We start from the raw sequence: 7,452 nt of genomic DNA, 5'->3' as shown, positions 1-7,452 counted from the left end.
AAGTGAATTTCACATAATAAATGGCAAATTTGAAAGAGCAAGCAAGGACAAGTAATGCAACCTAAAAAATCAAGCAAAGAGCTAATAAATTGTTTTAAAGACTATGTGGATATAGCTGATGCTAGTTATGCAATGCTTCATAACATTTTTGAGAATGAAGAGGGAGAGCTAGATAGATTATCAAAAAAGCATGGCTTAGAAAATTTGTCAGAAAATACAATAAATTCGTGTAAAAAAGAAGAAATTAATAATCCTGTTTGGAGATATGCAGATGGTATCACAAGAGGAGATGTCCTAAAATCAGATCAAAAAGATGAAAATAATAATACCATTAAAAATGCTGGTGACCCTACTGCTTATGCTCTAGCAATAGAAGCAAGATTTATGCAAGATAAAAAAATAACTAAGCCAGATAGTAAAAAAGATGTTACTTTGGATAATGATATAAGTAATTTTATAGACTTTCCAGTAGATGAAAATGGACAAGTGGTTGGAGATCCTTACATTTTTTACAAAAAAGAAGACCTCTCTCCTCGTACAAAGCTCTTTGTCAATCGTTACGAGATAGTAAAACATATACCAAATCAAAAATCAGGCTTTAGCTCGTCAGTGTTTTATGACACTGAAAAGTCAAACTATATCATAGGCTTTAGAGGAACTGAGATGAAGGCGAACGACCTTTTAGATGATGGTTTTATGGCTATTACCTCTAGGGCTCTTATGCAGATATCTGCACTAAAATCACTCCAATCAAGTATGGTTGAAGCTATAAATTCTCATAGTTTAAATTTAAATAGTGTGGATGGTGGGGATGAGAGCTCTTTAAATTTAAACCAAGAGCAAGCCTCTCATGACCCTAAAGAGGTCATCCTATCAGGCCACTCACTAGGCGGACACCTAGCACAGATATATGCTGTTACATTTAAAGATAGCGGAGTAAAAGAGCTATATACTTATAATGCTCCAGGAATTTATGGTGGGATAATTGGCTCGGCTTTTACTTGGGTGGTAAGGTTTCTTAGTCTTATAGCTAAGGGCATAGTAAGAGGGGCAAAGTATGTAGCAAGACTTATTGATCCAGATGGCTTTTTAGGAAAGCTAGTAAATTCTGCTTTTAATAAGATAAAAGGCATGCTTGGTTTTAAGGATGACAAGAGCACGGTGAAAGAGTGCGTAAATGCAGTTGAGAAGAACGATAAGGCGTGCAAGACTCTGTCAAACAAAGATACAAGCCTAAATATAAAAAGAGCTAGCAAGGGTGATGATCTAGGCATAGAGATACATCATATAGAAAGTGTAAAGCAAAGTATCAGTAAAAATGAGGATGGTTATACAAAAGACTGGCATGTAATGTGGGAGCCTACGCTTTCTGTTATATCTGATCTTGGATTTAAGCTAGGTGTCGGTATGGCTGATGAGATAGACTATAAAAACACTGATAATAGACACTTGATCAACATACTAGTTAGGTCACACTTTTTAAAAGAAAGTGTGATGATACTATACTTGATGTGCTATCTCTTAGAGCATAAAGAAAACGCAAGCAAGATAGAGGGCAAAGATATCGTAGGTGCCCTAGACTACCTAAATGAGTATATCCAGTCGCTTAAATTTAAACTAAGATGCATAAGGATGAAGCTAAATTTAGATGTGGATATAGATAGCATAAGTAACACCTCGATGCTTGATACGCCTTTATATATCTTCTATGCTTATCTAAACCTCTTTTATGAGCAAGGGAAATTTAGCGATGATAAATTTAAACAAGATATGGTTGGATATATCATCGAAAATTTAGGCAAAAATATAGATAAAAATAGCGACAAAGAGGCTCACTTAGTTAAGCTTCTAGACGCCGAGGATATAGAGAAGCTAAATGCCTTGCAGATAGTAAGTAGTGCTAGAGCTGGTGATATAGATATGCTAGTGGCGATATGTGCTTTAAATTTATTTGTCTTTGATAAGAAGATAGAAAAAGACGAACTAGGTAAATACTTCGCTTATAATAAAAATATCTATAAGAGCATAACAACCCTGTGTGATGACAAGGTGGATATGAAGCTTGCTACTACGTACGTAAAAGATAGGATAGAGATACTAAAAAGCATAATAAGCCTAAAATATGCCGACTACAAAAAACTTGAAGAAAACGAGAATTTCCTAGCTAGCGTTAGCTCTAATGAGGCAAGCTCTAGCGATGAAGCGATAGTTATAGCGCATAAACCATCAACTTTAAGCAATAACGATATAGCACGCAATAACAAACTAGCAACTGAGGATATAAGAGCTCTTGCAAATGAGAGCTTTGGGGATATCTTTCATAAAAAAGAAAACACTCTTAGTGTAAGTGCTGAAGATAAAAGCATCATAGACGCGGCGGTCTTAAATGATATATTTAAACTAGATAGTAAAAGTATGGAGCAAAGAGTATATCTAGGCTCTATGCTTCTAAACACCGCCACAGAGCAATCAGACTATCCGCTATACTTTAAAAAAGAAGAGGACGGGGAGGAGTCAAATTCTAACCTACTAAGCTTCACTCATCAGCCAAGGGATGAGGAAAAAGACAAAGGAAGACTAAGTGTTAGCTATAAAAACTCACAGGCAAGCATACTAAACTACTCTTTGCTAAACAAAAGCCTAAATATAGACCTAAAACCAACAAACAAAGAGACCAAAGAATCGCTTGAGCGGGCAAATGAGAGACTAAATTTAGAAAAGAGAAGTAGTGCGCTAAGTGCTGGCGGTACTGCCTTTGCTAATCCAATAATAGAAGATGATGTGGTAGTTTGCCCACATGGCGGCCATGTGATCTTAAAAAGTAGAGCGGGCAAAAGCATAAGGTCAGATGATCAAGGTGTGATACTTGATATTGACTTTATAAACTCACCGATAGTTGGCTGCTCGGCTAAAAACCCTTGCACCAAGGTAGCATACGTACCAAGAGCGGCTCTTAGTCTAAAAAGTATGAATAACCACTATGCTGTTATGCAAGATCTAGTGCCAGCGTGCCTAAGCAACACTGGCTCACCGCTAAGATGTATCAAAAAAGAGAATAGGATAAAGCTAGCTCATAGCATAGGTAGCCCAACATCTGAGAATAATAATGCAGCGGTGGTAAATCCAAATTTAAATAGTGCTCACATAAGACTGCATGTAAAGGCTTTTGCTTCTCAAAGTGATAACCTTTTGGTGGCTACGTACTATCTATTTGATAAAAAATTTGAAGATAAAAATGGCTTTAGTAAGATCAAGCTCAACTTAGATGAGGGAATAGACGTAGAGGATAAGAATTTAAAGGCTCTTTTGGCGGATAATTATGACGATAAGCGTTATGATATCAAAGAATTTAAACTAAGATATGGAGCGGATAAGCTAAATTTGGTATTTGTTGCTCCAAAGAATTTTAGCGCACTTGATAAAGAGAACTATAAAAAAGCAAATAGCCCTGAAAGTGGCGTGGGATTTTTTGCTAGTTTAGACGAGTTTAACAGCTCTAGCACAGATAAAAACAAGCAAACTTATACGAATGTATTTTTAACTCCAACTGGGGCTAAAAGTATAGAGCTTGAGATAGCTAAAGGGCTAGATAGTGGTTATGAAAACGACATAAACACAACTAGCTTTACAATGCTTGTTAGTTGATAAATTTAAAGATAAGGATCGTTCTTGAGACTAGATAATACGAAAATTATTAGAAGCATAGAGGAATTGCTTTTCGAGTTTAGTGTTAATGGTGAGACATATAAAAATATAACCTTTTATTGTCGTGATTTAAATCATTTTTATAATACAAATATACTAAATGGAGATGCTTTATATAATAAGATATTTACCAAGCTATATGATCAAAAAAAAGCAGGCAAAAATGTTAGCATAAAGACTTATAAGTACTTTGATAAGTTTAGTTTATTTAAAAATGAGCGTGGTTTTGAAAGAACGGATGAAATAAAAGTCGCAAACAGCAGTATAAATTTAGAGGTGCTTAGTCAAGAAAAGGATATTATAGAAGAATTTACTAAAGAGTTAGCAAACCTTGCAAATTCGTTTAGGGATAAAGATGATAAAGTTAAAAATTTCGAAGAAGCATCTAGTGAGCTAGTGAGCAACTATAAAAAATTAGATCAACAAATTAATTCATTGCTGGATAACCTACAAAACGCGCTAATAGAAAAAGTCACCATAATATTAAAGCATGAAAATTTCGATAAGGAAAAAGAGAGCATAGAGGCAATCAAGAGCGGCTTTACAGAAATCAAAGAAAATCTTAAAAAAGCTTCAAATGATGGCAAGCTTTACATAGCAAAAGAGATATTTAAATTTCTTTTTAGCCTTATTGATATAACTGATTTAAGGTCTACCTTTAAACCACTAACACTACTGCTTGCCGTGCCAGATGCCCTTTCTGCTATAAAAAATGTAAGTGAATTTCTTCAAAAAAGAGGATTTTATGCTTTTTCTGGTCCGGTTATGAGTTTGCTAGCTACTAAGTTTGGCTTTACTCTAGGATTATTAAATACAGTGTCGTTTAATAATATCTTAGTTTTTACAAATGATGATCAAAAGAGTGGAGCATTTATAGACTTTTCAGGGTTTGATATAACAGCTACTAGGACAAAAAGCAACTATAATGAGTACATTGGAATTTGTTCTAATTTTTCATTAGAAGGTGATGAAAAAAGTCTATTTGATGCAAAGATAAGTAAATATGAAAATATAGACAAAAAGAATAATATATCAATATGCAAAAACGATAAGGATAATGCTGAAGAGAGTTTACTTAAAAGGATAGAAGAGTGCGTGATCGCAAATAGAGCAAATTTTGTCTATATGCAATATCCATTTTTTAACTCTTTAAAATTTGCAAATCTTTTAAGAGATAAATCTTTAACCACAAAAGACAATACTCACAATACAAATAATAGTAGTGGTATCTCTAAAAACTATCTTGTTATTTCAAACGCCCCTATAAGAGAAAACGCAAAGCTAAACGAACACCTTTTACAAAACGTCCTAAACTACAAGATAGTAGATAGTCTAAATAGAACTGATGATAAGAAGATGACCGATCCTAAACAACTAAAAGGCATAAAAGACTATAGTCAGTACTCTATACAAATAGACGCCAAAAATGATGAAGATCTATATTTATTAAGCTTAAGTCCATTTACAAGGGTTAGTAAAGAGAAGATCGAGAAATTTAAAAACATTATTTCAAAGAATGTCATATTAGACACACCAATGGGTAAAGAAATTTTTGGAAACACGGATAGATTCTTTGAATTTACACAAGCTACTGACTATTTAAGTCATATAGATAGGCACTTTAGAAATGCTAAAGATATGGAAGAGATAATCAAAAATGAGAAAGAATTTTTGGAGGCAAATATAGAAGAATTTAAGACTTTCTTCTTAAATATTAATAGAAGAGATGATGAAGATGTTATATATGACGATTTAGATAAAACCAATATAGTACCTAAATCCGGTGAGTTGAGGGGTATTCCTATGAATAAAAACAAATACAATTGTTCTGCAACAAAGATATTTCTTTTAGTTATGGGTTATTATACTATCAGACAAATGTTTGATAGTTCTATTATTAAGCCGTACAACCCATATGAAGTCCTTCATAGTTCTTTTATTGAGCTGTACAGCTCATATGAAGCCTTTGAAAGTTTAAAAATATATGATGAAACTTGCATAGTCTTTACAACCAATAACTATTTTTTACAAGGTGAAAAGACACTATTGCCCGTATATTTCTTCAAAAAAACAAAAGAAGCAAAAAAACAAGCAAATGCAATTTGTATTGAGGAGATAGTAGAGAAAATAGAAAAAAATCAAGTAGGGGAAAATGAACATATATTAGACAATAATGTATACAAGGAGTTAAGAAAGATACTTGAAGAGCCTGTAAATCTAGGTGAATATGATATGAACGATGAAGAGTTTGCAAAAAAATTCAAGCACGAAAACTCTTTAACCGACAAAGAATATAAAGAACTTGAAAAAGTATTTAGAAAACCTAACACAATAGATACAAGTAGTATTGTAGATGATGAGAAGTCTAAAGCAATAATAAAGCAATTGAGCGATGATGAACATAACTATATAATAGATTTCTCTTTAGAAGCAATAATGAAAGATATTGTATTTGATATTTTCCCTTTTAGCGGAATTTTTATGGATAAAGTTGGCGACTTTTTATGGAAAAATGCTGTAAAGGCGTTATTTTCAATAGGTGAAACCACACTTGAAACAAATTTTGCAAAAAATTCGTTTTTCTTATTATTATGTGGCGAACTTAGAACAGCTTCAATATTAGACCAAAAACCTGTTTTTGTACTGTGGAACCAAACTGGTGAAAAATATTTACAAATTTTAAAAGAAAAAAACTCTTTTGACCTTATAAAACAAGTAAAACACAGAGTATTACTTGCACTTTATGACGATAATATGAAAACAGATAGCCGTACTAAAGAGGTAGAAAGGTTTATAAATAAACATAAAATAAATGTTCCAAAACTCATATATATAAGAGCAGGAAAAGAGTTTGCTAAAAACGCCGGAAAAACTGCACTGAGTAATATTGCAAAAGCTGGACTTAAATTCTTGGTAGATAGTGCTTATACTTCATCTTACGAACACCAAAAAAGATCTTATGAACTAATACTTCATAAGTATTTCACAAATAAATTTAATGATACCTATGCTGTTAAGAATACATCTTATGAACCAAATTCAAATAAAACAAGTGAATATACCTACTATCCTATAGAGATATACTCATCTTTTATAAATATAGATCTAAAAAGAACTATCATAGGAGGAAGACTATCTAGTGGAGGACTAGACTATCATAACTTCTTCTACTATGATATAAACACTACTACAAACAAACTAGACTCTAACCTATCAAAAGATATAAGCCTAGATACTATGATATCTTATCTATGCCTAGATGAACTAAGAACAGATAATAAAACTGATGAAGAGTTCTTTAATAACCTTAACAAAAGAAACAAAAAACTAGCATATTCACCAAAAGAGCTTATGCTACAAGGAGTTAAAACATTGCTAACAATAAGTCCATCAAACTCAATAGATATAAAACAAAGAGGTGAAATTTATGAGATGTATAAAGCAAATAAAGGCACCTCAAAACAAGCCCTGCCAATAGACAAATACAACGAAGCTATGGAGATACTAGAAGACTTTAAAAATGGAAATTTAAACACCTTTGGCTCAGAGGTAGATAATAAATCAAGAAGACTACTAAAAGCACTAGATGTTATAGGAAACAATAATGTAAAGGGTATGTATGTGGGGTGTAAAGATAACTATAGTAACGGTAAATTTAATATTTCTAAGGCTATAATCCCACCACGCCTAATAGGTCGTTTAGCCACTACCATAGTAATGGAAGATGGTCTATATATAGGATAAGAG

Annotated in this window: 2 protein-coding genes; both read left to right on the top strand. The window is 32.8% G+C overall.

Annotation, left to right across the window (positions count from 1 at the left end; genetic code table 11):
• The first annotated feature begins 54 nt into the window (after positions 1-54).
• On the top strand, positions 55-3,645 hold the full coding sequence (locus F3G88_RS01430; RefSeq protein WP_149715181.1) for an alpha/beta hydrolase family protein: 3,591 nt from the start codon (positions 55-57) through the stop codon (positions 3,643-3,645).
• 24 nt (positions 3,646-3,669) lie between these two features.
• Positions 3,670-7,449 carry a hypothetical protein gene (locus F3G88_RS10155; RefSeq protein WP_188117443.1) on the top strand — a complete coding sequence of 1,260 codons (3,780 nt, stop codon included), beginning with the start codon at positions 3,670-3,672 and terminating at the stop codon, positions 7,447-7,449.
• Positions 7,450-7,452 lie beyond the last annotated feature (3 nt).

The organism is Campylobacter concisus, from assembly GCF_902460675.1.
Lineage (GTDB): Bacteria > Campylobacterota > Campylobacteria > Campylobacterales > Campylobacteraceae > Campylobacter_A > Campylobacter_A concisus_AJ.
The sequence above is the reverse complement of the archived record's forward strand: the minus strand, read 5'-3'. Positions and strand labels throughout refer to the sequence as shown.